The 1,539-nt window shown below is 71.6% G+C and carries 2 protein-coding genes; both read right to left on the bottom strand.

Annotation, left to right across the window (positions count from 1 at the left end):
• Positions 1–173: 173 nt before the first annotated feature.
• Positions 174–893, bottom strand: a complete 720-nt coding sequence (locus HKK72_RS39140) for a dienelactone hydrolase family protein (protein ID WP_187239412.1) — start codon at positions 891–893, stop codon at positions 174–176.
• On the bottom strand, positions 890–1,539 hold a 650-nt coding region (locus tag HKK72_RS39145; RefSeq protein WP_187239413.1), incomplete at its 5' end, for an amidohydrolase family protein. The genes HKK72_RS39145 and HKK72_RS39140, both read right to left, overlap by 4 nt.

Below are 1,539 nucleotides of genomic sequence, written 5' to 3' on the forward strand. Positions count from 1 at the left end.
CGCCTCGATCATCTGGGCGGCGTGCCGGGGCGTGAACAGCGAATCGATGACGACCACGCCGTCGCGACCCTCGACGGTGACGGCGTTGGGCATTCCGTGCTCGCCGAGATAGGCGAACACCCCGGGCGCCAAGGGCACCTGGGTCACGCCGGTCGCGTGGGGAAGCTCCGCGATCACGACGTCTCCTTGCCGACGTACCGTTCGAACCACGCCAGCATGCGCGTCCACGCGTCGGCGGCCGCCCTCGGCTGGTAATGGTCGGCCCGGTCGTCGCAGTTGAAGCCGTGGCCCGCGTCGGGATAGCGGATGAGCTCGGTCGTGACGGGGGCCGAGTTGACCGACTCCCCGAGGCGGGTGACGTCCGCCGGGTCGATCGAGTGGTCGAGGTCCCCGTAGAGGCCGAGCCACGGGCGGTTCAGCGAAGGCGCCAGGTCGATGAGCGGCGGCAGACCGAAGCGCCCCTTCGCGACCCCGCCCCCGTACCACGTCACGACGGCGGCGACACGGTCGCCCGTGCCCGCCCACATCGAGATCGCGCCGCCCATGCAGAATCCGACGATGCCGATCCGCTCCGCCGTGAACCCCTCGGACTCGAGGTGTCCGTAGGTCGCCTCGAGGTCGGTGCTCAACCCGCTCGGGTTCAGCCGGTTCATCACCTCCAGGGCGGGCGGAAGGTCGGCGTAGTCGAAGGTGACGTTGCCGTCGCGGTGGTAGATGCCGGGCGCCAGCGCGAGCCAGCCTGCCTCCGCCAGCCGGTCGCACACCGACTGGATGTGACCGGTCAGGCCGAACGCTTCCTGGATGACGATGACCGCGCCTCGTGGGGGCGTCGAGGGACGGCCGATGAGGGTGGGCATCGGCCCGTCAGTGGTTTCGATCACTGGTGCGGTCATGCCGATACTCCTGATGCTGGTCGAGCGAGCCGGGGGCACCACGCGGCGGGCGAGCCGGCCACGCGCAGCACATCCGTCCGCTGTGCGATGAGGTCCTCGGCCGTCAAGGACAACGGGAACGGCCAGTCGGATCCGGACAGGGTCCGGTCCGGCCCGAAGGTGGCGACGGCCAGCTCCAACAGGCCGTCGCCGAAGACGACGCTGTCGACCCAGACCCGGTCGAGCCGATCACGAACGAGCGCTGCCGTTTCGGGATCGGCGCGCAGGACCCGTCCGAGCGCCGCGGCCAGGAAGCCGCCGCCGTGCGGCAGGCACAGGTTGAGCCCGGCGCGCCAGAAGTCCTCGGCCCTGGTGAGCAGGGCGAGCGCGACGGCGGTGGTCGCGGTGGGGAAGCCGACCGTCGACGGGTTCGGCAGCGGCCGGTGACAGGGGTCGAACGGGTCCGAGTCGGGGTGCAGGAACACCCCGAGCTCGGCGTCGGCGAGCGCCGACCATACGGCCGCGAGCGACGGATCCGCCACGGCCGCGCCGAGCGACGTGCCCACCACGACGCCGGCGACCGTGTCGTCGGCGGCGATCCGCTCCACTTCCGTTACCGCCGCCTCCGGAGACGACAGAGGCAGCCAGGCGAGCGCGCTGACCCCCT

It is taken from the genome of Actinomadura sp. HBU206391, from assembly GCF_014323665.1.
Lineage (GTDB): Bacteria > Actinomycetota > Actinomycetes > Streptosporangiales > Streptosporangiaceae > Actinomadura_C.

Coding starts and splice junctions, on each gene's coding strand:
- HKK72_RS39140 (WP_187239412.1), bottom strand. CDS start 893: ATGACCGCACCAGTGATCGAAACCACTGACGGGCCGATGCCCACCCTC.